The organism is Enterobacter sp. (assembly GCF_977039595.1).
The window spans coordinates 13,759-36,404 of record NZ_CDRQYH010000040.1 but is presented as its reverse complement, the minus strand read 5'-3'; the positions used below and the strand labels follow the sequence as shown (position 1 = coordinate 36,404).

General features: G+C 57.3%; 16 protein-coding genes and 1 pseudogene. 6 read left to right on the top strand and 11 right to left on the bottom strand.

Annotated features, from left to right (window positions below; genetic code table 11):
• The first annotated feature begins 298 nt into the window (after positions 1–298).
• Positions 299–1,264, top strand: coding sequence for a hypothetical protein (locus ACWYRJ_RS13350; protein WP_455508058.1), 966 nt, complete (start codon positions 299–301; stop codon positions 1,262–1,264).
• Between the two features lie 15 nt (positions 1,265–1,279).
• Positions 1,280–1,849: a hypothetical protein gene (locus ACWYRJ_RS13345; RefSeq protein WP_111963558.1), complete on the top strand. Its 570-nt coding sequence runs from the start codon at positions 1,280–1,282 to the stop codon at positions 1,847–1,849.
• Between the two features lie 40 nt (positions 1,850–1,889).
• Here ACWYRJ_RS13345 and ACWYRJ_RS13340 read toward each other — a convergent pair.
• From ACWYRJ_RS13340 to ACWYRJ_RS13325, 4 genes and pseudogenes are all read right to left on the bottom strand, one after another.
• Positions 1,890–4,974: pseudogene (locus ACWYRJ_RS13340) on the bottom strand (CusA/CzcA family heavy metal efflux RND transporter).
• A gap of 10 nt (positions 4,975–4,984) precedes the next feature.
• Positions 4,985–6,235: an efflux RND transporter periplasmic adaptor subunit gene (locus ACWYRJ_RS13335; RefSeq protein WP_455508057.1), complete on the bottom strand. Its 1,251-nt coding sequence runs from the start codon at positions 6,233–6,235 to the stop codon at positions 4,985–4,987.
• Positions 6,236–6,246: 11 nt separating this feature from the next.
• Positions 6,247–6,588: a cation efflux system protein CusF gene (cusF, locus tag ACWYRJ_RS13330; protein WP_455508056.1), complete on the bottom strand. Its 342-nt coding sequence runs from the start codon at positions 6,586–6,588 to the stop codon at positions 6,247–6,249.
• A gap of 28 nt (positions 6,589–6,616) precedes the next feature.
• Entirely contained in the window at positions 6,617–8,002 is a 1,386-nt protein-coding gene (locus tag ACWYRJ_RS13325; protein WP_455508055.1) for an efflux transporter outer membrane subunit, read from the bottom strand.
• Between the two features lie 162 nt (positions 8,003–8,164).
• Between ACWYRJ_RS13325 and ACWYRJ_RS13320 the strand changes: the two genes are divergently transcribed.
• On the top strand, positions 8,165–8,848 hold the full coding sequence (locus tag ACWYRJ_RS13320; RefSeq protein ID WP_111963563.1) for a copper/silver response regulator transcription factor: 684 nt from the start codon (positions 8,165–8,167) through the stop codon (positions 8,846–8,848).
• Positions 8,838–10,292, top strand: coding sequence for a Cu(+)/Ag(+) sensor histidine kinase (locus ACWYRJ_RS13315; RefSeq protein WP_455508054.1), 1,455 nt, complete (start codon positions 8,838–8,840; stop codon positions 10,290–10,292). Before ACWYRJ_RS13320 ends, ACWYRJ_RS13315 begins: the two co-directional genes overlap by 11 nt.
• A 4-nt stretch (positions 10,293–10,296) precedes the next feature.
• On the opposite strand, the gene ACWYRJ_RS13310 is transcribed toward ACWYRJ_RS13315, so the two are convergent.
• Positions 10,297–11,202 (bottom strand): LysR family transcriptional regulator, encoded by a 906-nt coding sequence (locus tag ACWYRJ_RS13310; protein WP_455508053.1) that lies wholly within the window; start codon positions 11,200–11,202, stop codon positions 10,297–10,299.
• A 117-nt stretch (positions 11,203–11,319) separates the two neighbouring features.
• Between ACWYRJ_RS13310 and ACWYRJ_RS13305 the strand changes: the two genes are divergently transcribed.
• Positions 11,320–12,735: an MFS transporter gene (locus ACWYRJ_RS13305; RefSeq protein WP_455508052.1), complete on the top strand. Its 1,416-nt coding sequence runs from the start codon at positions 11,320–11,322 to the stop codon at positions 12,733–12,735.
• 31 nt (positions 12,736–12,766) lie between these two features.
• Here ACWYRJ_RS13305 and ACWYRJ_RS13300 read toward each other — a convergent pair whose 3' ends face one another.
• The 3 genes from ACWYRJ_RS13300 to ACWYRJ_RS13290 are packed head-to-tail and all read right to left on the bottom strand — an operon-like array spanning position 12,767 to position 15,477.
• Positions 12,767–13,762 (bottom strand): DUF2891 domain-containing protein, encoded by a 996-nt coding sequence (locus tag ACWYRJ_RS13300; RefSeq protein WP_455508051.1) that lies wholly within the window; start codon positions 13,760–13,762, stop codon positions 12,767–12,769.
• Between the two features lie 9 nt (positions 13,763–13,771).
• A complete protein-coding gene (locus ACWYRJ_RS13295) occupies positions 13,772–14,758 on the bottom strand; it encodes a DUF979 domain-containing protein (protein ID WP_111963569.1) in 987 nt (328 codons plus the stop codon).
• Positions 14,755–15,477: a DUF969 domain-containing protein gene (locus tag ACWYRJ_RS13290; protein ID WP_023327494.1), complete on the bottom strand. Its 723-nt coding sequence runs from the start codon at positions 15,475–15,477 to the stop codon at positions 14,755–14,757. Before ACWYRJ_RS13290 ends, ACWYRJ_RS13295 begins: the two co-directional genes overlap by 4 nt.
• A gap of 200 nt (positions 15,478–15,677) precedes the next feature.
• Between ACWYRJ_RS13290 and ACWYRJ_RS13285 the strand changes: the two genes are divergently transcribed.
• The gene (locus ACWYRJ_RS13285; RefSeq protein ID WP_024908533.1) at positions 15,678–16,223 is read left to right on the top strand and encodes a winged helix DNA-binding protein; all 546 of its coding nucleotides are present in this window, start codon (positions 15,678–15,680) and stop codon (positions 16,221–16,223) included.
• Here the strand turns inward: ACWYRJ_RS13285 and glgX are convergent, their stop codons facing one another.
• Genes glgX through treZ form a run of 3 tightly spaced genes read right to left on the bottom strand, consistent with a single transcriptional unit; the run spans position 16,224 to position 22,567 of the window.
• Positions 16,224–18,299 (bottom strand): glycogen debranching protein GlgX, encoded by a 2,076-nt coding sequence (gene glgX, locus ACWYRJ_RS13280; protein ID WP_455508050.1) that lies wholly within the window; start codon positions 18,297–18,299, stop codon positions 16,224–16,226. It abuts the gene before it with no gap.
• A gap of 15 nt (positions 18,300–18,314) precedes the next feature.
• Positions 18,315–20,783, bottom strand: coding sequence for a malto-oligosyltrehalose synthase (treY, locus tag ACWYRJ_RS13275; protein WP_455508049.1), 2,469 nt, complete (start codon positions 20,781–20,783; stop codon positions 18,315–18,317).
• Entirely contained in the window at positions 20,780–22,567 is a 1,788-nt protein-coding gene (gene treZ / locus ACWYRJ_RS13270; protein ID WP_455508048.1) for a malto-oligosyltrehalose trehalohydrolase, read from the bottom strand. Before treZ ends, treY begins: the two co-directional genes overlap by 4 nt.
• Positions 22,568–22,646 lie beyond the last annotated feature (79 nt).

The following is a 22,646-nucleotide window of genomic DNA, read 5'->3' as shown; positions in this document are numbered from 1 at the left end:
AGTTGGTGATTTTGAACTTTTGCTTTGCCACGGAACGGTCTGCGTTGTCGGGAAGATACGTGATCTGATCCTTCAACTCAGCAAAAGTTCGATTTATTCAACAAAGCCATTACTGTGCTAAGAAAGTCTGCCGCTAAGCTTTAATACACCCTGGTATCGTTTACATTTAAGTCAAGCAATATCATTTGATCACCGAGTTAACGCTGCTATTATCTAAGTCTTAGTGTTCGAATCATAAATTTTTTCAATAAATTATCCTGCTAATTAATAGTCCTCACGGAATGAAGGAGCTTCCTCGATGAACTTACCCGGTCAGCAGTCGCCTGACAGCACCCTTCCCTCATATGATCTCTCGCGAAGCCTTGGCCTACAGGCCGGTGCACATATCGATTTTAAAAAGCTGGCCGCGCAGCTCGACTGCTCGCGTAATTTTTACAATGTCGGCATCATTTTTGATGATGGCAAGCAACGCTGGCTGGTTCGCCCCTCTCGACGCATTGCTGATGTGAATCAGAGCACCGTCAGCCATGTAGTCATCAGTAAAATTCCAGATGCTAAGGAAATCAGTGCAGAAAAAGCTGTGGTTGCGACGCTAACTACTCCGTCACTTGCTACGGAAATTACCTCGACCGGTTTTGCCTGTGGCGCGATGATTGTTACGCTTGTCATGGCGTTTGGTGCCGGTGCGGCAGTACCGTTTACCGCTGGCGGGTCTGGTGTGATTGCGGCGATTAGCCTGTCCGGTACGCTGGCTACGGGAGCGCAATGCATGATTGGCGCGGGCCGTCTGCTGGCTATCCATAACGACCATGGTTCCGACGTTGCATGGCTTGACAGCCAGGACTGGTACGTTGCTACCACGACAGTTCTGGATGTTATTTCGCTTGCTGCGGCAGGAACCGCGCTAAGAGGTACTTTAGAAACGTACAAGCTGATGAAAGCGGCGTCTTCAAGTAAAGTTACCGCCTGGTTCCAGAGCCTGAGCCGTGCCGAGCGTAAGCGCATCACGGAAGAGATCATTAAAGCGCAGAATCCAGGTATCTCCAGTGCCGGGGTAAAGGCCGCGATCCGTGCAGGTGTTTATCCGAAACGTTTCCCAAGCGAATCGTTACAAAAATCACTGCAGCGCGAGCTGATGAGTGCGGTCAACAACGCATCGGCCTTTGTGGGGAGCTCACTCACTGGGACTATCCGCAATCCGCAAAATACCGTCCAGTCAGGACGCTATGTGGTTGGTGTGCTGCAATCATTTTTACCTAACTGAACGCTGAGTATTCAAATGTTTAAAGTTTTAACCCGTCGCCTGCAACACTGTAACGAGGTGGCTACCAGCATAAGCAATACCTCCCCGACACAGCTGCAACAGCTAAAGACTCAGTTGGCTGAAGAAATGGGCAAACCTGTGGGTCTACACACCATGGGTATTCCGGCGGCAATAAGTACTCTCGGGGTAATTGTTAGCTTCGCGATTCCTCAGCTGTGGTTGGGCTATGGCGTATTCGCCGCACTCGGCCAGCCAGCCGAACGTGTATTCGTGTGGATTGTGCTGATCGCCCTACTGTTCGCAGGCATCAACGGCGTGACGATGTTTATGATTGGCAAAGGAAGCATGCGCGCCGTGCGGTTACATCTTACGCTGGCGGTGATAAGTCTGGTATTAACGGCAGCCTATCTGCTGGCCGCACTGAGCGGTAGCGCTGCTCCGGGCGTCAGTCTGGCCGCTGCGATGGTGAGTACCGTCATGCTGGGGCTTAGCGGCAGCTGCATCTTCTCTACCGCTTTCTATAAGATGCTGCTATTTACTCTGCATAACAGAGCCTGGCGCAAACTGATCAGCAAGGCGCGCTAAGCATTCATCACGTAAAAACCCGCCGCTAGCGGCGGTTTTTTTATGGTTTTTTAAGCCTGCGCAACCAAATCAACTTATACGCCGCAGGGATAATAAACAGCGATAGCAGCGGAGCCGTGATCATGCCGCCAATCATTGGCGCCGCTATCCGGCTCATGACTTCTGATCCGGCACCGGTTCCCCACAAAATGGGCAGCAGACCGGCAATAATCACCGCGACGGTCATCGCCTTTGGCCGCACGCGCAGGACGGCGCCATGATAAAGGGCGTCATCAAGTCCCTGTACGATGAAGGTTTCCCGATGGGATAACTTCGGATGCGCTTCAACGGCATGACGCAAATACATCAGCATGACCACCCCAAATTCTGCCGCCACCCCTGCCAGAGCGATAAAGCCGGTGCCGGTTGCCACAGACATATGGAAACCCTGCCAGTACAGGAACCATATCCCCCCGACCAGCGCGAACGGCAGGCTCATCAGGATCAGCAACGCTTCATCCACGCGACGGAATGCCAGATACAGCAGAATGAAGATGATCATCACCGTCATCGGTACCATTAGCTTCAGTTTCTTATTGGCGTGCTCAAGCAGTTCAAACTGTCCAGAGAATGCGACGCTGGTGCCCGGTCTCAGCTTTACGTTCTGACTAATAGCAGTCTTAATGTCGTTCACCACCGACACCATATCCCTGCCGCGGGCATCGATATAAATCCAGCTCGCAGGACGGGCATTCTCCGTTTTCAGCATCGTAGGGCCGGAAACGACGTTGATATCCGCCACATCGCCCAGCGTGATCTGCTGTTTCATCGGCGTCAGGATCGGCATCTGCCTCAGCGCGGTCGGGCTGTTTCGGTAGTCCTGAGGATAGCGAATATTAATCGGGTAGCGGGCGACGCCTTCCACCGTTTCTCCCACCGTCTCCCCGCCGATGGCCGTGGAGACGAAAAGCTGCACGTCGCCCACCGTCATCCCGTAGCGGGAGGCTTTTTCCCGGTTGATATCAACGTCGATGTAGCGCCGCTTCAATGCTCTGCGCCGTGGCGTCGATATCAGCCAGAACGGTACCTGACACCTTGATGCCAATCGGGCTTTTAATCCCGGTTGAAAGCATATCGATGCGGTTGCGGATGGGCGGAACCCAGAGATTCGCCAGGCCAGGTAAACGAACGGTCTTGTCGAGTTCGTCAACGATCTTGTCAATCGTCATTCCGGGTCGCCACTCATTCTCAGGCTTAAGCTGAATGGTGGTTTCCACCATTTCAAGCGGTGCGGAGTCCGTGGCCGTTTCGGCTTTACCGGTTTTACCGAACACCGACGCTACCTCAGGCACGGTTTTGATGAGTTTGTCCGTGGTCTGCAGGAGCGCCGCCGCTTCTGCCGGAGAGACGCCCGGCAATGTTGACGGCATATACAGCAGGTCACCTTCATTTATCTTTGGCAGGAACTCGCCACCCACCTGGCTCAGGGGCCAGATCACCGTGAAGATGGATAAGGTCGCAACCAGCAGGGTGGTTTTAGGCCAGTGGAGCACCCGAATCAGAAGCGGATGGTAGGCTTTAATCAGCAACCTGTTCAATGGGTTACTGGTCTCTGCGGGGATTTTACCCCGGATCCAGAATCCCATCAGAATGGGGATCACGATGATGGCCAGCGCGGCCGCCCCCGCCATGGCGTACGTTTTCGTGAAGGCCAGTGGACCAAACAGCCGCCCTTCCTGTCCCTCGAGGGTAAAGATGGGAATGAACGACAAGGTGATGATCAGCAGGCTGATAAACAGCGCGGGGCCAACCTCTACAGAGGCGTTGGTGATCACCTTCCAGCGGGTGGCGTTATCAATCGGCTCCCCCGGGTGGCGGTGGTCCCACTCTTCCAGCCGTTTATGCGCATTTTCAATCATCACGATGGCGGCATCCACCATCGCGCCGACGGCAATGGCAATGCCTCCCAGCGACATGATATTAGCGTTCAGCCCCTGGAAATGCATAACGATAAAGGCAATACACAGGCCAAGCGGCAGAGAGATAATTGCGACCAGCGCAGAGCGGACGTGCCAGAGGAACAGCGCGCAGACGATGGCCACCACGATAAACTCCTCAAGAAGCTTGCCGCTCAGGTTGTCGATTGCCCGATCGATGAGCTGGCTGCGATCGTAGGTAGTCACAATCTCAACGCCTTCCGGCAGGCTGGCCTTCAGCGTCTCCAGCTTGTCTTTCACCGCCGTTATGACCTCGCGCGCGTTTTTACCCGAACGCAGGATCACCACGCCGCCCGCCACTTCACCTTGCCCGTTCAGCTCGGCAATACCACGGCGCATTTCCGGCCCCGTTTGTACGCGGGCAACATCACGCAGGTAAATCGGCACGCCGTTCTCACCGGTTTTCAGGACGATGTGATTGAAATCATCGATGGTCTGCAGATAGCCGCTGGCCCGGACCATATATTCCGCTTCCGCGAGTTCTACGGACGATCCCCCCGCTTCCTGATTAGACGATTCAAGGGCCTGCTTAACCTCCGGCAGGCTGACGCCGAACTGCGCCAGCTTTAACGGGTCAACCTGAATCTGATACTGCTTCACCACGCCGCCGACGGAGGCCACCTCGGCCACGTTCGGGATAGTTTTTAGCTCAAACTTCAGGAACCAGTCCTGCAATGATCGCAGCTCGGCGAGATCGTGTTTTCCGCTGCGGTCCACCAGCGCATACTCAAATATCCAGCCTACGCCCGTGGCGTCCGGGCCGATTTCCGAGCTCACGCCGGCAGGGAGTTTGCCCTGAACCTGATTCAGGTACTCCAGCACGCGCGAACGGGCCCAGTACAAATCGGTGCCATCTTCAAAAATGACGTACACATACGAATCACCAAACTGCGAAAAACCGCGCACGGTCTTAGCGCCGGGAACCGACAGCATGGTGGTGGTGAGTGGATAGGTCACCTGGTTTTCAACTATCTGCGGGGCCTGGCCGGGATAGCGGGTTTTGATAATCACCTGCACGTCAGACAGATCGGGTAAGGCATCGACCGGCGTGTTAATAATCGTCCATGTACCCCAGACGGTGAGGAACAGCGCCCCCATCATGACCAGGAAACGATTGGCCACTGACCGTCGGATAATCCATTCAATCATCATCGTCTCCTTAATGGCCAGAATGGGCGTCGTCAGGGGTTTCAGCGTGGCGCATGCGCTCCAGCGCACCGGTAATATTGGCCTCCGAGTCAATCAGGAACAGACCGCTGACGACGACTGACTCCCCCTCTTCCAGCCCGCCACCAATGCCGGACTGCTGCTGAGATTCATACAGAACGCGGATCCTTTTCGGTACAAAATTCCCGTTCGCATCAACGGTAATAACGCGCTGCTCTTTGCCGGTATCAATAACGGCCTGGGAGGGGATCAGCAGCATTTCCTGACTTTGGGTGTTCAGCTTCAGGTACGCGTTCATGCCAGGTTTCAGCAGCTTATCCTTGTTGGAGACCTGCAGGCGCACCTGCAGCGTACGGGTGGTTGGATCCACGCTCGGCAGAAGACTCCATTTTTCAACCGGGAAGGATTTATCCGGCCAGGCCGGTACCGAAACAGCAAACTGCGAGGTATCTTTCAGCAGATACGCAATCGATTCTGGGACTGCCGCGCCGATCCAGACCGGATCCATTCCCTGAATTTGCGCCACGACCTTATCTTTCGAAATATTCATCCCGGTACGGAGGTCAAAGGCAGTAATCACCCCGTCGATCGGTGCCCTGATGGTAAACCGTGTCTGGATCGTGCGGGTCTCACGCAGCCTCTGAATATCCTCATCCGGCATACCCGCCAGCCGAAGCCGTTCCAGAACCCCTTTGATTTGCGTCGGCGTTCCGCCGGTGCCGGATAACAGCAGAAACTCGCTCTGCGCCTCTACCCAGTCCGGAATGGTAATATCAATCAGCGGCGTGCCTTTCTTTACCTTATCGCCCGTCGTCAGCGGGTAGACTTTCTCAACGAAGCCTTCCGCGCGCGCCTGCACAATGACAAACTGATAGTCGTTATAGCTGACATTGGCCGGGATCGTCTGGGCATAATTCAGCGTTCCGCGCGTCACTTTTTGCGTTTTTAATCCTAAATTCTGGACCTGCGTCGGATCGATACGGATACCGCCACCGCTTTTATCGTTATTTTCGTCCGCATATTTCGGGACCAGATCCATATCCATAAATGGTGATTTACCGGGCTTGTCGAATTTCACGTCAGGCTTCATCGGGTCATACCAGAAAAGGACCTTTCTTTCCGCAACGCTATTTGCTGTTTTTTCAGATGAATAAAGTGTCTGCCATGCCGTCACGGATATCAGCCCTCCCGCAATAAGGCTGCTGACTATCATGGCAGCGTATTTTATTTTTAATGAGGCCATGCCGTTTCTCGCTATTTAATGCTCTTCAGTAAAGAGATATTGCCCTGCTGAACAAATGAAAAATCAACGTGACTGCCGACCTTTAAGGCGTTGATGCTCTCATCGGCCTCAATAAAGGTGAAACGCATGGTCATCGCGGGCCAGCCAATCGCCGGGATCGCTTCATGAGAAATCGTGACTTTTTTATTCGTGAGATCAACGTCCTTCACGATGCCGGTCCCGGTAATGAGCTGCTCTGAGGTCGCTTCGCTGGAAGAATTCATCCCCTCGTGCTGATGAACCTCAGCCTGGAGGCTGGCAGAAAACATAATTGAGGTCGCTCCGAATACAATGGCCTTAAGAGAATTGCGCATGCTTATTTTCCTTTTTAATTAAATAACGTTATTCGACCCAACCGCCGCCGAGCGCGGTGAAGAGATTAATTTCATTAACCTGTCGGGCATAAATAAGGTCGAGAATATTTTGCTGTGTAGCGAAAAGAGAACGTTCCGCGTCCAGGACTTCGATATAGCTGACTGCACCGCTGGAATATAACCCTCCTGCACGTTGAAGAGTGATGCGGAGTGAATTAAGATACCGCTGCTGCGCAGCAAGCTGCTGGTTGATGCTGTCCCGCAGCGCGAGCGCGTCGGCAACCTGTTTAAATGCGGCCTGTATTTTTTGTTCGTAATTAATAACCGACTGCTGCTGGCGAATTTCGGCCAGCTTCAGGTTTGCCTTATTCCTGCCCGCATTAAAAATGGGAATATCTATTTTAGGGATAAAATTCCACATCCCGCTGCCCGCGGTAAACAGGCTGGATAATTCCGTACTGCCAGTTGAAAGCCCGCTGGTTAATGATATTGACGGGAAAAAGGCGGCACGCGCGGCGCCGATATTCGCATCGGCCGCTTTAAGCTGATACTCCGCTTCCAAAATGTCCGGGCGCTGCAGCAGTATCGCTGAGGAGAGATGAGGCGGCAGCTTTACCGGCGCAACGTCGCTGGCGTTCATGCCGCTCTCGCCCGGGAGCGCGCGATACGTGCCGAGGACCAGCTGCAGGGCATGATTTGCCTGCGCCAGCTCTCCCTCTCTTTTGGCAATCTCTGCCTGCGTGCTTTCGATCTGTCCCCGGGCCTGTTCCAGCGCCAGCACGTTCGTACTGCCCGTCACCAGCTGTTGCTCAACGAACGCATAAGACTGCCGGTAATTTTTCAGCGTTTCCCGCGCGATACGCAGCTGTTTAAACGCCAGCTGCTGGTTGAAATAACTCTGTGAAACGTTAGAGACGAGCAGGATATGCACCGCGCGACGGGCCTCTTCGCTGGCGAAATAGTTTTGTCGGCCGGCCTCGCTCATGTTCTTCAGCTTGCCGAAGAAGTCGAGTTCATAGCTAAGCGCAAGGCCCGCGTCGTACTGCTGCGTGGTGGGTTTGTCACTTTTAAGCCCGCCGCTGTACGTGATACCCGAAGACGCATTCAGCTGAGGATAACGATCCGCATCCGTCACGCTGAACTGCGCCCGTGCCTCTTCAACCTTCAGAGCGGCCATTTTTACATCGCGATTATTGTTCAGCGCTTCTGTAATCAGCCCGGCTACCTGCGGGTCGACGAAAAAGTTGCGCCACCCGGTGTCCTGATACCCCACCATCGCGGGCGTCAGGCTGTTGCGCGAAAGTGAAAACTGCTGGGGTATCGGTGATGCCGGGCGCTGGTATTCGGGGGCCAGCGAGACGCAGCCCGCCAGGATAAATACCGTACTGATGCTGAGTCGTTTTAACAGGAACATAGCGGTTCAAATGAAGTCCAGAGTATTTTTAGGGCTACTCTACTGAACGCTTCCTGTTTGACGGGTGACGGGATAATGACAATGTTGTCATTTTTAACGTAAGTCATTGTGAACGGTTGCGGGCTCCATAGAATGTCATCAGCAGCTAGTCAGGGGAGCAAGATGAAAATACTGATCGTTGAAGATGAAATGAAAACCGGTGAGTACCTCAGCAAGGGGCTCACTGAAGCGGGGTTTGTCGTGGACCACGCTGTTAATGGCCTGAACGGCTACCATCTCGCCATGACCGCTGAATACGATCTGCTGATTCTGGATATCATGCTGCCCGATGTGAACGGCTGGGACATTGTCCGCATGCTCCGCTCTGCCGGCAAAGGGATGCCCATACTACTTCTGACGGCTCTCGGTACGATTGAACACCGGGTTAAGGGGCTTGAGCTGGGCGCGGATGACTATCTGATTAAGCCTTTCGCCTTTGCCGAGCTGCTCGCCCGGGTCAGGACGCTGTTGAGGCGCGGAAATACGGTGATCGCCGAAAGCCAGCTTCAGGTGGCTGACCTGACGGTTGACCTTGTGTCGAGAAAGGTCAGCCGAGCCGGAAGCCGCATCCTGTTAACCAGCAAAGAGTTCAGCCTGCTGGAGTTTTTCATGCGTCATCAGGGAGAGGTGCTTCCCCGTTCACTGATTGCCTCCCAGGTATGGGACATGAATTTTGACAGCGACACAAACGCGATTGACGTGGCGGTAAAACGGCTTCGCGCGAAAATCGATAACGATTTTGAACCGAAGCTGATCCAGACGGTGCGCGGCGTGGGCTATATGCTGGAGGTCCCGGATGCGCGTTAAGCCCCTCCGACGCCCGTTCTCGCTTGCGCTGCGGCTGACCTTTTTTATCAGCCTCTCAACGATACTGGCCTTTTTCGCCTTTACCTGGTTTATGCTGCATTCCGTTGAAAAGCACTTCGCCGAGCAGGATATCAGCGACCTGCAGCAAATCAGCACCGCGATGCACCGCATCCTGCAGTCACCGGCCGATCCTGACCAAAAGAAAATCAGCAAGATCAAAGAGTCGATCGCCAGCTACCGCAACGTGGCCGTCCTGCTTCTGGATCCGCAGGGCAATACCCTGTTCAGCTCGGCGCAAGGAGCGGCACTGCGCCCCGCGATGAACACGGCGTACTTTAGCGAACACCGCCGCGCGCAGGATGTGTTTCTCTGGACGGTTGAAGGCCCGGCCGCCCCCATGCACGCCGGGTCCGACATGAAAATGGAAACGTACCGGATTATCGCCTCCTCAGGCACGGCGACGCTGCAGGGCAAAACGCAGGGCTACGTGATGCTGATCGGGCTCTCCATTAATTTTCATCTGCACTACCTTGAGGCGCTGAAAAAAAACCTTCTGGCGATTGCCGCCGTTATCAGCCTGCTGATTATTCTTGTCATCCGCATCGCCGTGCGCCAAGGACATTTGCCCCTGCGTAACGTCAGCAACGCTATTAAAAACATCACCTCCGAAAATCTTGACGCGCGGCTGGAGCCGTCCCGCGTCCCCGTTGAGCTGGAGCAGCTGGTCATCTCCTTCAACCAGATGATCGAAAAGATTGAAGATGTTTTTACCCGTCAGGCTAACTTTTCCGCCGACATCGCGCACGAAATCAGAACCCCCATCACCAACCTGGTGACGCAAACGGAAATCGCGCTGAGCCAGAACCGTTCTCAGAAGGAGCTGGAAGATGTGTTGTACTCCAGCCTCGAAGAGTACAACCGGATGACCCGCATGGTCAGCGACATGCTGTTCCTTGCGCAGGCGGATAATAATCAGCTTATCCCGGATCGGGTGATGTTTGATTTAAGCGGCGAGGTCATGAAGGTGTTTGATTTCTTCGAGGCCTGGGCGGAAGAACGCCACATCGCGCTGAAATTTAACGGGATGCCCTGCCTGATAGAAGGCGATCCGCAGATGTTCAGAAGAGCAATCAATAATCTGCTCTCCAACGCCCTGCGCTATACGCCGGAAGGGAAAACGGTAACGGTCTCCATCAGAACACAGGATAACAACGTTGAGCTGGTGACAGAAAACCCCGGTACGCCGATCCCGCAGGCGCATCTGTCGAAGCTGTTTGACCGTTTTTATCGCGTCGATCCGTCCAGGCAGCGTAAAGGTGAAGGCAGCGGAATTGGGCTTGCCATCGTGAAGTCCATCGTCACGGCGCACAACGGAAAAGTCCGCGTGGAATCGGATGCGGTGTCGACGCGCTTCATCCTCACCGTGCCGGGAAAGGTTGCCTGAGCGCTCAGCGCACGGAACGGCACACCTCCAGCACTTTCTCTCTGAGCCACCGGTGCGCCGGGTCCTGCTCCATGCGCGGATGCCACATCTGTGACACCGTAATGGTCCTGGTCTTAAAGGGCAATTCAAAGACGTGTACCTGCTCATTCATCGGCTGATTGAGCAGGTACAACGCCGGCACCATGGCAATCAGATCGGAGGCCAGCGCCACGGATAACGCCGTCGGGAAGCCGGGCACCACGCTGGCGATCTTGCGTTTCATCCCCCGTTCTGCCAACGCGTCATCGACAGACCCATGCAACGATCCGTTCGGAGAGGCCACAACATGGCCCCACGCGACATAATCGTCAAGGCTGACATCATGCCGTAATGACAGCGGATGCCCCTTGCGCACCGCGCCAACAAACCGATCCTGAAAGAGCCTTTGCAGCCGTATTTCAGGCCCCATATTGTTCTGCACGCCAATCTCCAGGTCGACCAGCCCCTCGCGCAAATAGCGCGACGTTTTTTCAGGTTTCGGCGAAAAACGAATACAGACGTCGGGCGCCACCTCCGCCACCGCCGCAATAAGTAGTGGCCCAAATGCCACCACAAAACCGTCGTTGGCCCGGATGGTGAACAGCCGTTCGAGATTTTCCACCTTCAGCGTGTCGGTGGAGGGCTGCAGAACCGCCCTTGCCTCGTAGACGGCGCTTCTGGCGCGATCCCGGGTGGCTTCGGCCCAGGGCGTCAGCACCATGTGACGACCGGCCCGTACCAGAATAGGATCGCCGGTCACCTCCCGGAGCCTGCTGAGGGTACGGCTCATGGCGGAGGTGCTCAGGCTTAAACGTCGCGCCGCGCCCGCCACGCTGGCTTCTGCCAGCAAAACGTCGAGCGCAACCAGAAGGTTAAAATCAGGATCGGACACGGTGGCTCCTCAGATATGGCGTTATGTGCAATGATTAAGTGCAAATGCTGTGTCTTCCGCCCTGTATACCGCATGATTATAGTTTCGTCATCACGATTCTTATCCGGAGTAACGACGATGACGCTATTTTCAAACCTGCCCGGCGATGAAGGTTTACCCGGGCATGAACGCGCCCGGGTCCTGGCCGCCGTTATGACCACCACGCTGATGGGCGTCTTTGACGGCACCATGATCAACATCGCGCTCCCCTCTATGGCAAGGGCGATGCAGGTCCCCGCGAACGTTGCGGTCTGGTTCGCTAACGGCTATCTGCTGTCAGCGGCAATGACGCTGGCTATTTTCGCCGCGCTGGCGGCGCGCGTGGGCTATCGCCCGGTCTTTCTGAGCGGGCTTGCCACCTTTACGCTCACCTCACTCGGCTGCGCGCTGGCAACAACGCCGGAAATGTTAACCGGGATGCGGATCCTGCAGGGCATCGGCGGGGCGGCGACCCTGAGTATCGCCCCGGCGATCCTGCGTTCCGTTTTTCCTGGCCGACTGCTTGGCCGTATTCTGGGGCTGCACGCCCTGCTTATCGCCTCCAGCACGGCGATTGCTCCTGTGCTCGGAGGAACAATACTGGACGCCCTGAGCTGGCAATGGCTGTTCGCCATTAACCTCATTCCGGGCAGCATCGCCCTGATGCTGGCATGGCGGGCTTTACCGCGGGAATCGGCCGTGGACCGAACTCCCTTTGACGCGCCGGGCGCCGTGCTCTCCGCCGTCCTGTTAGGTTCCGCGATCATGCTGGCCGACAGCCTTCAGCACGTGGCGCAACAGATTAGCGCGCAGGCCATCTTCTGGGGCGTTCTCGCGCTGGTAAGCGCCTTCGCCTTTACCTGGCGGATCCGGCGTGCGCAACATCCGTTACTGCCGCCGGTGATGTTCAGAAACGGGCGCTTCACCCTCGCCGCGCTGACCTCGCTGGCCTCGTTTGTCAGCCAGGGGATCACGTTTGTCGCGCTGCCGTTCCTGTTTCAGAGCGTATATGGCTACAGCCCTGTAGTGTCCGCGCTGCTGTTCACCCCGTGGCCGATTGGCATCGTACTGATCGCGCCGCACGCGGGTCGCTGGGCGGATACCATTTCCGCGCCGCTGATCTCGACCCTCGGGCTGATCGTGTTTGTTGGTGGGCTGGTCCTGCTGGCGACGTTGCCGGCAAATCCTTCCGTATGGAATATCTGCCTGCGCAGCCTGGTTTGTGGGATTGGGTTTGGCTGCTTCCAGAGTCCCAATAACCGGGAAATGCTCTCTAACGTGGCGCGGGAATATGCCAGCTATGCCTCTGGCGTGCTTTCTATCGTCAGGACATTCGGCCAGTGTCTCGGTGCCGCCGCGGTGGGGGTGCTGCTGGCTGTGACGACAGGGTCAGATCATCAAACGCTTGATGACCGGGCCGTGCATCTGGCGCTGTGGATTGCGGTGATTGCCTCAACGGGATCGGTCTTATTTAGCCTGAGCAGGCTGCGCCCTGCGGTTCGGGCATCGGCTTAACAGGCTGCGCCTCACGGCGCAGCGCGTTTATTTACTCCAGCGCCAGCAGCGCAAAGCTCGCCAGCCAGTGCCCGCCGCTGTAGTGGCTGCCGACCACATGCTCAACGCTTGCGGCCAGATGTTTAGTCACTGCCTCGCGCAGCGCCTGCTGCGCCGGATGGTTAGCGGGAAGCGCTTTGGCAATATGCTTCATACACCACGCGCGGCTGAGGTTTAATCCGTCGAGATGGGCAATTTTCGGGTCGGTGCGATCGCTCACTTCCGCCGGATACATCAGCGCCGTAACGGCACCCACCTCCGGCAGAAACGCGTCAAACCAGACCGGGAAGTCTTCAGACACTTTGCTCATCAGCAGCGCCTCCGTCAGCGCGCCGGAAATATACTCGTCTCCGCCGGGCTCATAATGAGCCGGATAGCGCGTGTCGGCGAGATAAAACCGCTCCGCCGCTGCCACAATCGCCTGTTCAAGCGCCTTGTCTCCCACTGCGCGACCGTAATCGAGCGCCAGCGCGAGGGCAAACGCGGTGTTGTAGTGCGTCCCGACGCGGATCGGATAGGTGAGCTTGCCGAGGTAATCCACCAACCGGTTGCGAATGTCCTGAGTTAACGGCTCCAGCATCTGATACCAGCCCGCGGCCTGCGGCAGCGACGACTGTTTCAGCTCCTGGGCCAGCGCAAGCAGCCAGCCGTAGCCATACGGCCGCTCAAACGAGGCGCGGAACGGCGCGGTGAAATAGGCCAGTTCCTTCGCCACGTTCTCTTCGGTTATGTGCTCGTCAAAAAGCGCGACGATCGCGTCCCGGCAAGGTAATTCTGGATAGAGCCGCACGCAGCGCAGCAGCAGCCAGTAGCCGTGCACCGCCGAGTGCCAGTCAAAACAACCGTAGAAAATGGGATGCAGTTCGCGCGGCGGCAGAACGTCACCATCATCATTCAGCAGGTGCATGATGTGGTTCGGGTATTCCTGGCGCAAATAGGTCAAAGGCATGCAGGCAAACGCGTCGGCCTGATGTTGCGTTAATTCCATGACAGCTCCTTAGCGAAACACGAGGAAATACATTAAGAACACGTTCACCACCAGCAGGGTTAACGCGGTCGGGATCTGGATCTTGATCACCTGATATTTGTCCTTAAGCTCCAGCAGCGCGGCGGGAACGATATTGAAGTTCGCGGCCATCGGCGTCATCAGCGTGCCGCAATAGCCCGCGTACATGCCAATCGCCAGCAGCGGCGCCGGGTTGCCGTGATGCACGTTGATTAGAAACGGCAAGGCGATACCGGCACTTAACACCGGGAATGCCGCAAAGGCGTTACCCATGATCATGGTAAACAGCGCCATACCCACGCAGTAAATGACTACCAGCATGAAGCGGCTATCCGGGTTCACAAACAGGCTCACCACCTTCTGTACCGAGTCGCCCGTGTTGGCCACCACGAACACGCCGCCGAGCATGGCCAGCATCTGCGGCAGGATCACCGCCCAGCCAATGGTATCGACAAGACGACGAGACTGACGAACGGCATGCAGCGGCGTGCCTTTGGTCAGCCACCAGCCGGTGAGGATCGCCGCGACGCAGGCCACGCACAGCGCCGCCAGGGTCAGCTGTTTCTGATCGAGCAGAAACACGCCGCCGATCGAAACGCCCTTCAGGAATAACGTGCCCAGCACCGTCACCACGGGGATCATCAGCGCGGGCAGGAACAGCCAGTTTTTAAGCCGCTTTGACGACGCGACGCGCTCCTCCTCGGTCGACATTTTATAGTGCCCTTTCCCGACGAGGCCAAAACCCGCCAGCAGCGCGATAATGATAACGCCGCCGCCGATAATCCGGTAAGCCAGCGATTTCCCCAGCTCCTGGACCATCAGATCGCCAAACAGGAAGATCCCGCCAAACAAGAACCAGAACAGCGCGGTGGTAAAACGCTTCGGATTAGCGCGATCGCGCAGGGTCATCACAACCAGCAGCATCACGACAAAGCCAATCAGGTAGTACACGCGGTTAATGGTGATAAGCGTCATCATTGCGCAGCCTCCTGCGTACCCTGCTCTGCACGCCAGGCCATCACGTCGCGACGGATGCTTGCATCGAGGCGCAGCAGGCGCGTCATATGAATAACTAATGCCGCAATGGCGGTTGGAATGGCCCACAGCCCGATATGCAGCGGTTCAATGCCCTGAATACCATTTTCTTTCAGGAACGCGTCGATCAGCAGCACCGCCCCGAAGGCAATAAAGATATCTTCCCCAAAGAAGACCGCGATGTTGTCGCACGCGGCTGCATGGGCTTTGATTTTGTCGCGAATGTGCTGCGGCAGCTCGCCATATTCGTTCAGCGCCGCCCCTTCGGCCATCGGCGCCAGGAGCGGGCGCACCGTCTGGGCATGACCGCCCAGCGACATCAGCCCCAGCGCGGCGGTACCTTCACGGGCGACAAAATAGAGCATCAGAATACGCGCCGAGGTGGCGCTGGCGATCTTCGCCACCCAGGCCTGGGCGCGCTCTTTTAGCCCGTAATATTCCAGCAGACCAATCACCGGCAGGATCAGGATGAAGGTGGCCAGCGATCGGCTATTGACGAACTTCTCGCCAAAGGTCTCCAGCAGCATGCCGAAATCCATGCCGACCAGCAGACCCGTCGCCAGCCCCGCCACCACGACCACCAGCAGCGGGTTGAAGCGCAGTGCAAAACCAATAACCACGATCGGTATCCCGATCAGCGGCAGCAGCGTAGTACCGTCCATAACGTTTACCCTATCGAAAGTGAGCGTTGCGCGCCGACGGCTATTTTTTTAATTTGCGGCGAGCGATGTTGTGTTTTGTTGGCAGGCTTCGCAAAACCTGCGCTAAAAAGCTATATCTGAACCTCAAAAACATGTAAACAAATTATCAATAAAATGTTCTTATTTTATCGATGAGTTTACATTTCTGGCTAAGGAACGTTATGACCTCAGAAAAGAGTGCTTCACCCGATCGCGACGATATCAACGATGGCCGGATCGTCTCTTCCCGCCATCTGGTATCCGAGCGCTGCGCGGAGTTATCAGAGCTGGAATATGCGCTGATCATGACCAGCAACGCGTTTAACAAATGGATGGTGCGCTGCATGACGGCTGCCGGCGAGCCCGATATGGGCGCCTTTGACGTTTCGCTGCTGCATCACGTGAACCACCGCGACCGCAAGAAAAAGCTGGCCGATATCTGCTTCGTCCTCAACGTGGAAGATACCCACGTCGTGACCTATGCCCTGAAAAAGCTGGTTAAAGCAGGCTACGTGACGAGCGAGAAAGCGGGTAAAGAACTCTTTTTCTCTACCACGGAGGAAGGGAAAGCGCTGTGCATGAAATACCGGGACGTGCGGGAAGCGTGTCTGATTGCGATCCACGCGGAGAGCGGCATTGCCGGGAAGTCGATTGGCGAGACCGCGCAACTGTTACGCACGATCTCATCCCTGTATGACACCGCCGCCCGGGCGGCGGCGTCACTGTAACTAAGGACGGCGGAACAGCGTAATGCTCCGTCCGGCCAGCGCGTACTCTACGGTTTCGGTGATCGCTGTCCCGGTGGCAGCATCATCCGCCGTAGACAGCTCCAGCACCCATCCCCCTTCGCCAAACTGCGGGATCTGGAACGGCACGGTGCCTTCAAACGGATTGAACAGCATCAGCACGTCGTGCCAGATACCGTCCTCCTGCCTGAGATCCGGCCTGCTGATGGAGACCCCGAGCGTTGAGCCTTCATCCCACTGCTCGGCCTGCTGTGGGCCGCCCCCGGCATTGAACCAGCGGATCTCCAGCCCGTCGCGCCAGCTTTCACGGCGCAGCAGTGGCTGTTGCGCGCGCAAGGTAATGAGACGACGGGTAAACTCGCGCAGCGCAGCGTCGTTTTCGGACAGCCCCTTCCAGTCGATCCATGAGATCTCACTGTCCTGGCAGTACCCATTGTTGTTGCCCTTCTGCGTGCGGCCAAACTCGTCCCCCGCCAGCAGCATCGGCGTGCCGTGGGAAAACAGCAGCGTGGTCAGGAAATTACGTTTCTGCCGCTCCCGGGTAGCAATAATATCCGGGTTCTCGGTTGGCCCTTCCTCGCCGTAGTTGTATGAGCGGTTATCGTTATGCCCGTCGTTATTGTTCTCGCCGTTATCGGCGTTGTGCTTTTCGTTGTAAGACACCAGGTCATTCAGCGTAAAGCCGTCGTGGGCGGTGATAAAATTGACGCTGGCCCACGGACGACGTCCGCGCAGATCGTACAGATCGCCGGAACCGAGCAGCCGCGCGGCAAAGTCCGTGGAGACATTGTCCCCCTTCCAGTACTCGCGAACGGTGTCGCGGTATTTGTCGTTCCACTCCCCCCAGCCCGGCGGGAAACCGCCGACCTGATACCCGCCGGGGCCGATATCCCAGGGTTCACCAATCAGCTTCAGTCGGGATAACACCGGATCTTGGGTCATGGCGTCAAAAAAACCGCCGCGCGGGTCAAACCCTTCGGGCTCGCGGCCCAGGATCGTCCCGAGGTCGAAGCGAAAACCGTCGATGTGCATCGATTCCGCCCAGTAGCGCAGGGAATCCATCACCATCTGCAGCACGCGCGGATGCGAGGTGTTGACCGTGTTTCCCGTCCCGGTGTCGTTGATGTAATACCGGTGCTGGTCCGGGAGCGTGCGGTAATAGCTGTAGTTATCAATCCCCTTAAACGAGAGCGTCGGGCCAAGCTCGTTCCCTTCCGCCGTGTGGTTGTACACCACGTCAAGAATGACCTCGATGCCCGTGTCATGATAGGCGCGCACCATATCGCGAAAGCCCTGGATCCCCGCCGGGCCGTAGTAGCGTGACGCAGGGGCAAAAAAGCCCAGCGTGTTATAGCCCCAGAAGTTCTTCAGGCCGCGGTCGAGCAGGTGCTGATCGTCCGGAAACCAGTGAACCGGCAGCAGCTCCACCGAGGTAATGCCGAGGCTTTTGATATAGTCGACAGAAGCTTTGTGCCCCATTCCCTCAAACGTGCCCCGCAGCTCGGGCGGAATGGCCGGGTTCATCTGGGTAAACCCTTTCACGTGGCTCTCATAGACAACGGTATGCGGCCAGGGCACGTTCGGCCGGCTGTTGTCCTGCCAGTCAAAGGCGTTCGGGTCGATGACCCTGCATTTCGGCGTAAACGGCGCGCTGTCGCGGGTATCAAAGCTCAAATCCAGCTCGTCATGCCCCAGCTCATAGCCGAAATGGGCGTCGTTCCAGTCGATGTCACCCATCAGTTCGCGAGCGTAAGGGTCGATAAGCAGCTTATGCGGGTTAAAGCGATGACCATTTTCCGGGTCGTAGGGGCCGTAGACGCGATAGCCGTACAGCGCACCCGGCTTCAGATCGGGCACATAGCCGTGCCAGACCTCATGGGTATACTCCGGCAGCTCCAGCCGGGCGATTTCTTTTTTCCCGGACGGGTCAAACAGACAGAGTTCCACCCGTTCAGCGTGAGCGGAGAACAGCGCGAAGTTGACCCCTTTCCCGTCATAATTCGCACCCAACTGCTGGCCATGACCGGCCCGAATTTCAAACGTTGTTTCCTTTGCCATTTTCGTTCTCCACGATTATTCGCAGGTAAGCAGAACCAGTACACATCCCTTTTCTGACGTTAAATCCAGCGTCTTTTGCAGAATGCGGCTCTCACCGCTGAACAGATCCCGATAGCGCTTCCCGGCCAGTTCGTCGGGTATCGCTACAGTGGTATTGACCCACAGCTGATGATTATCGGTGATGCCAAAAACCAGACGCGGCACGGCGACAATCAGCGCCTCCTCGTCCTTAACGCGCGCATACACAATCAGGTTCTCCTCGCGGTCGCCGGTGACCTTAAGCGGCAGCCAGTCGCCGTAGCGGAAAAGCGCGTCGTAGTGCGGTCGAAGCCGCAGCAGCGTGGCGGTAACAAACTGCTTAACGCGCCCGTCCCGCCAGCATGCCGGGTTGTCAAACACCGAGGCATCCGCCGCGCTGAGGTTGTGCACCAGCGCGTTGAAATCCGGCTCCCGTCGGTTATCCGGGTCGACGAGGCTAAAGTTAAGCGCCTCGCTGCCCTGATAGATATCCGGCACGCCGGGCGCCGTCAGCTTGATCACCGTCTGGCTGAGGCTGTTCATCAGCCCCGCGCGGATAAAGGGCTGCATCGCCTCGCTGAAATCATGCAGGAACGGGGCGTTGTCCGGCGAAAGCATGTGTCGCGCGTAGCTCAACACCACGCTCTCATAGCTCTCGTTACTGTCGATCCAGTCGGTGCGCTGTTTCGCCTCGCGCAGCGCTTTCTCAAGGACGCCGAGGAAGCGTTCTTGCAGTGATTTCAGCCCGTCGGCGTCGTCCGGTGACAGCGTGGCGGGCCAGACGCCCGCCAGCGCCTGGTAGATCATCCACGTATCGGCGGCGTTCGGCGCGGTACCGTCATTGAGAAAACGCACCTGGGTCTGGTTCATCTGCCGCCAGCGGGCCAGATTTTCCCCCCAGCGTTCCGGGGCTTCCGTCAGGGTGTAAAGGCGCGCGCGGGCATCCTCCCCGCGCTTGGTATCGTGCGTGGAGGTGCCCAGCAGCGCATCGGGCTGACGGGCCAGACGAATGCGCATCTCCTGGTGGAAGCGGGATAATGAAAACGCGCGCGGCGTCGGGTCGGCGCCCACTTCGTTGAGCGCAAGCTCGAGGTTGTGGCGAAAGAAGAGCGTGTCTTCAACGGACTTCGCCATCAGCGGCCCGGTAAGCTGCTGGAAGCGGGTCCTGAAAAGCGCGGCGCTCTCGCGGCAATCTTCCGGCAGATCGCCGGTAAGAATGCGCACGATCAGGCTGAGCGCCGCTTCCGACGTCTCCACGCTGGCGACCACGCGATTAAGCAGCGCCACGTCCGGCGGGGTTAATCCTTCCCGGGTGCCGTAGGTGCGGTAGACCGGAAACGCAATAAGCAGTTCTCGCAGCGCGTGACGGATTTCCTCGCGCGGCAGCGCAACCTCATTGCGACGGGCCAGATCCTCAGCAATGTTTAGCAGCGTGGTGAATTCACCCTCAAAATTGCGATCGGCCATCAGGCCTTTGGCATCGCGCAGCTCCGCATGGCGATCGACCGTCACGCCGAGCGTCTCGTCGTGGATTGTCTCCAGGCGCGAGAGGTTATCGTCGTCGACCAGCACTTCCGCCAGCGAGGCGATAAACTCGTAGCCGGTGGTGCCGGATACCGGCCAGTCTGCGGGGAGCTGCTCACCTTTTGCGAGAATTTTTTCGACCGTGATGTAACAGTCGGGCCCGGCGGCCTGACGCAGGCGCTGCAGATAGCCCAACGGATCCGCCAGACCGTCGACATGGTCAATGCGCAGGCCGCCCACCACGCCCTCGTGGACCAGCTCAAGGATCAGCCGGTGCGTGTCGTCGAAGACCGCATCATCCTCAACCCGAACGCCGACCAGCCCGGTTATCTCAAAGAAGCGCCGCCATGAGAGCTGCTTCGGCGCTTCCCGCCAGGACATCAGCCGCCAGCTTTGCGCGTCGTGCAGTTCGGCAATGCTTTTCTCTTCGCTGTACGTGCCGGGGTTAAGCGGATACTCGGCGTCGTAGTAAACCAGTGCGGCCTTTTCCGTGACAGGGTCACGTTTTAAGGTGATGGCACCCTTCTCCAGCTCCGCCTCAAAGGTATCGCCAAGAAACGGCAGCGTAAGCGGTCGTGACCCGTCGATATCGAAGTAGCGGAAATAGCGGCTCTGCTGGCCATATTCAATCACGTCGCGCCACCAGGCGTTTTCCAGCGAGGTGGACATATGGTTGGGGACGATATCCAGAATCAGCCCCATACCGGCCTGCTTAAGCGCCGCCGCCATGCGGTCGAAACCGTCTCGTCCGCCGATCGCGGGGTCGATTTCATTCGGGTTGGTCACGTCATAGCCGTGGGTAGACCCCGTCGTGGCAGTGAACACGGGCGACGCGTAAAGGTGGCTGATGCCGAGGTCCTTCATATACGGCACCAGCGCCACAACGCGGTCAAAGGTCATGCCGTTACGGAACTGAATTCGGTACGTGGCGGAAGGGATCATAACGATGCTTCTCCATCAGCAAAGCGAACGACAATACCGTTCGGGGGTAAAACGTCAGAGACTTCCGGCCAGGCAAAGCGCGTCTCACCCGCGAGATCGGGCAGCGCGACGGGCTTAATGCCGATATTAAGCGCCAGCGAGAGCGTCCCCGACGGAAAGCGCCAGCACACCGCCACCATGCCGGGCGCGGTCTTGAGCACATGGCCCTCAACGGCACCGCGCGGATGCAGAAGCGGAACGATATGGCGATGACGCAGCGTCAGCAGATTGCGCGTGTAGCGCAGCCACGTTTTGCCCTCGTCGGTGGCAATCTTATGCCAGTCGAGCTTTGAGCGAACAAAGGTGTTCACGTCATTCGGGTCCGGAACGGCTTCATCGTGTCCGGCGTGACCGGTAAACTCTTTCGCGCGCCCTTCCCGCACCGCCTTTGCCAGTTCGCCGTGAAAATCGGTGAAGAACAGGAACGGATGCGTTTCACCGAACTCCTCGCCCATAAACAGCAGCGGGATATGCGGGGAGAGCAGCAGCGCGGCAAGCAGCACCCGCGTCTTGTCGGCACCCGCGAGGGAGATAAGCCGCTCGCCCTGGGCGCGATTGCCGGTCTGATCGTGGTTTTGAATAAAATCGACGAAGAACTGCGGCGGCTGCGAGTGGCATTCCACCCCGCGGGATTCGCCGGTTTGCAGCGAAATCTCGCCCTGGTAGACAAAGCCTTCCGCCAGCGCCCGGGCGAACTTTTTCTCCGGCTCAAAGGCAAAGTCCTGGTAATAGGCGTGCGTCTCACCGGTAGCAAACACGTGGGCGGCGTTGTGGAAGTCATCGTTCCACTCGCCGGTAAACAGCGGCGTGTGGCCCTGTTCATCGCGCGGATGCAGAAAAATCACGTTGCGGCTGTCTTCCGTGGTCAGGTGAACGTGCCGGTGGGGAATGGCCTCGCGAATTTTTGCGGCAATCTCCTCGAGAATGTGCGTGTCCGAGCCGTCTTTAATCTGGTCGATGGCATCAAAGCGCAGGCCGTCCAGACGGTATTCCGTCAGCCAGTAGAGCGGCGCGTCGGTGATGTACTGCCTGACCGGCTCGCGCTCGTAGGCGATGCCGTTACCCCACGGCGTCATCCGCTGTGCATCAAAAAACGCGGGCGACAGCAGAGGCAGATAGTTTCCTTCGGGCCCAAAGTGGTTGAGCACGATATCCAGCACCACGGAAAGCCCCAGCCCGTGCGCGGCGTCGATAAACGCGTGGAAATCCTCCGGCGTGCCGTACGCTGAGTGTGGTGCATACAGCAGCACGCCGTCATATCCCCAGCCGCGGGAACCGCCAAACTGGGAGACGGGCATCACTTCAAGCTGGGTAATCCCGAGTTCTGCCAGATACGGCAGCTTGTCGATGGCCGACCGGAAGGTGCCCTCCGGAGTGAAGGTGCCGATATGCAGTTCGTAAATGACCGTATCTTCCCACGGACGCCCTGCCCAGTCGCGGTTGACCGGCTGGTAACGTCGGGGATCGATCACCACCGAGGGGCCGTTAACGTCGCCCTTTTGCGCCCGCGAGGCGGGATCGGGCACCGCCATGCCGTCCTGAAGAACAAACTGATATTCTGCACCGTGCGTGACGCCAGGGACGTCTGCCTGGAACCAGCCGCCGCCTGTTGCCGTCATCGGCACATCGGTGGCGGCAAGACGTAGCGTAAGTTCTTTCTGTCCTTCTGCCCAGACGCGAAAACGTACAACGTCATCGGAAATAAACTCAGCACCCCACTGCTTTTGAAATGTCCTGAATTCCATTCATTGTCCTCGAATGACCCACATTTTACGCGGAACGAAGTACAAGCTTAGTTCAGGATTAAAAGTGCGTGAGCTCAGC